This is a genomic window from Ornithinibacter sp. (genome assembly GCF_035443565.1).
Classification (GTDB): domain Bacteria; phylum Actinomycetota; class Actinomycetes; order Actinomycetales; family Dermatophilaceae; genus Fodinibacter.
The window spans coordinates 1-1,910 of record NZ_DAORSO010000286.1; the positions used below are offsets into that span (position 1 = coordinate 1).

Annotated in this window: 3 protein-coding genes; 1 reads left to right on the forward strand and 2 read right to left on the reverse strand. The window is 73.2% G+C overall.

The features are described 5' to 3' along the window. Both PLL68_RS14505 and gatC read right to left on the reverse strand, forming a co-directional pair. On the reverse strand, nt 1-940 hold a 940-nt coding region (locus PLL68_RS14505; RefSeq protein WP_324535296.1), incomplete at its 3' end, for an amidase. 111 nt (nt 941-1,051) lie between these two features. Beyond that, complete coding sequence (gene gatC / locus PLL68_RS14510; RefSeq protein ID WP_159900323.1) at nt 1,052-1,348, reverse strand: Asp-tRNA(Asn)/Glu-tRNA(Gln) amidotransferase subunit GatC; 297 nt, start codon at nt 1,346-1,348, stop codon at nt 1,052-1,054. A gap of 45 nt (nt 1,349-1,393) precedes the next feature. Between gatC and PLL68_RS14515 the strand changes: the two genes are divergently transcribed. Then, nucleotides 1,394-1,910: trimeric intracellular cation channel family protein (locus tag PLL68_RS14515; protein ID WP_324535299.1), on the forward strand; the 517-nt coding region annotated here is incomplete at its 3' end.

The following is a 1,910-nucleotide window of genomic DNA, read 5'->3' on the forward strand; positions in this document are numbered from 1 at the left end:
GGTAGTACGCGGCCAGGGCGTAGCTGAAGCTCGGGCAGGACACCTCGACGACCTCGGCACCGGCGTCGACGAGGTGCTGCACGGCCTCGTCGAAGCGGGCCTGCACCCCCGCCTGGAAGCCGTCGCCGGTCAGTTCGCGGATGATGCCGATCTTCATGCCGGAGACGTCGGCGCGGCGGGCGGCCTCGACGACGGGCGGCACCGGGGCGTTGATCGACGTGGAGTCGAGCGGGTCGTGCCCACCGATGACCTCGTGGAGCAGGGCGGCATCGAGCACGGTGCGGGTGCACGGGCCGGCCTGGTCGAGCGAGGACGCGAGCGCCACGAGGCCGTAGCGCGAGACCCCGCCGTAGGTCGGCTTGGTCCCGACCGTGCCGGTGACGGCTGCGGGCTGGCGGATCGAGCCACCGGTGTCGGTGCCGATGGCCAGCGGCGCCTGGAACGAGGCGACGACCGAGCTCGAGCCACCGCCGGAGCCGCCGGGGATCCGCTCGAGGTCCCACGGGTTGTGGCTCGGGCCGTAGGCGCTGTGCTCGGTCGAGGAGCCCATGGCGAACTCGTCCATGTTCGTCTTGCCGAGGATGGGCATGCCGGCCTCGCGAAGGCGCGTCACCAGGGTCGCGTCGTACGGCGGCACCCAGCCCTGGAGGATCTTGGACCCGCACGTCGTCGGCAGGCCGCGGGTGGTCATGACGTCCTTGACGGCGATCGGCACCCCCGCCATGGCGTGCAGCGACTCACCCGCGGCGCGCCGGCGGTCGACCTCGTCGGCCTGGGCCAGGGCGCCCTCCGCGTCCACGTGCAGGTAGGAGTGCACGGCGCCGTCGACGGCCGCGGTGCGGTCGAGGTGCGCCTGGGTCACCTCGCGCGCCGACACGCTCCCCTGTGCGAGGAGGTCGGCGAGGTCGGCAGCAGTGGACCGGGTCAGGTCGGTGGTCACGTCGTGGTTCCTCTGGGGTGCGGGGCGCGGTGGTGAACGGCGAGCGGATGCCGTGTGGCCGGCATCCGGTGGAGTGTGGCGGTCAGGTGGTGCACGGGGTGGGCGTGCGCGTCACTCGACGTCGAGGATGCGCGGCACGGCGAAGCGCTGCTGCTCGGACTCGGGCGCCCCGGAGAGCGCGTCCTGCGGGCTGAGCGAGGGCCGCACGACGTCGGGGCGGGTCACGTTGACGATCGGCATGGGGTGGCTCATCGGCTCGACGTCGGCGATCGGTGCCTGCTGCACGGTCGCCACCGCCTCGAGGATGACCCCGAGCTCGCCGACCATGCGGTCGAGCTCGGCGTCGGAGAGGTCGATGCGGGCGAGTCCGGCGAGGTGCGCCACGTCGTCACGGGTGAGGTCGGCCATGCGGGCCAGTCTATGGGCCCGCCGCCGGGCTGCGAGACTGGGCCGGTGCTCACGGACACCGCCTCGACACAGCTCGTGCTCGATCTCGTCGGCGTGTTCGTGTTCGCGCTCACCGGCGCCATCGTCGGCGTGCGGCGGGGCCTGGACGTCTTCGGCGTGCTCGTGCTCGGCTGGATCGCCGGGCTGGGCGGAGGCATCATCCGCGACGTCTTCCTCGGCATCACCCCGCCGGTGGCGGTGAGCGACTGGCGCCTGCTCGCGGCCGCGGTGGTCGCAGGGCTGGCCGTCTTCCTCCTCCACGGGACGTGGCAGGAGGTCGCCGAGCGCCATCCGGACGCGCGTCTGGGCAGGGTCTCGTTCACCGTGCGTCTGTTGGATGCCGCGGGGCTGGCAGTGTTCGCCGTCAGCGGGGCCCTCGTGGCCCTCGACGCCCAGGCGGGAGCGCTGGCAGCCACGCTCATCGGGGGCATCACCGGGATCGGCGGAGGCCTCTTGCGGGACGTGCTGACCGGGCAGGTGCCCGAGGTGCTGCGGCGAGAGCTGTATGCCGTGCCGGCCCTTG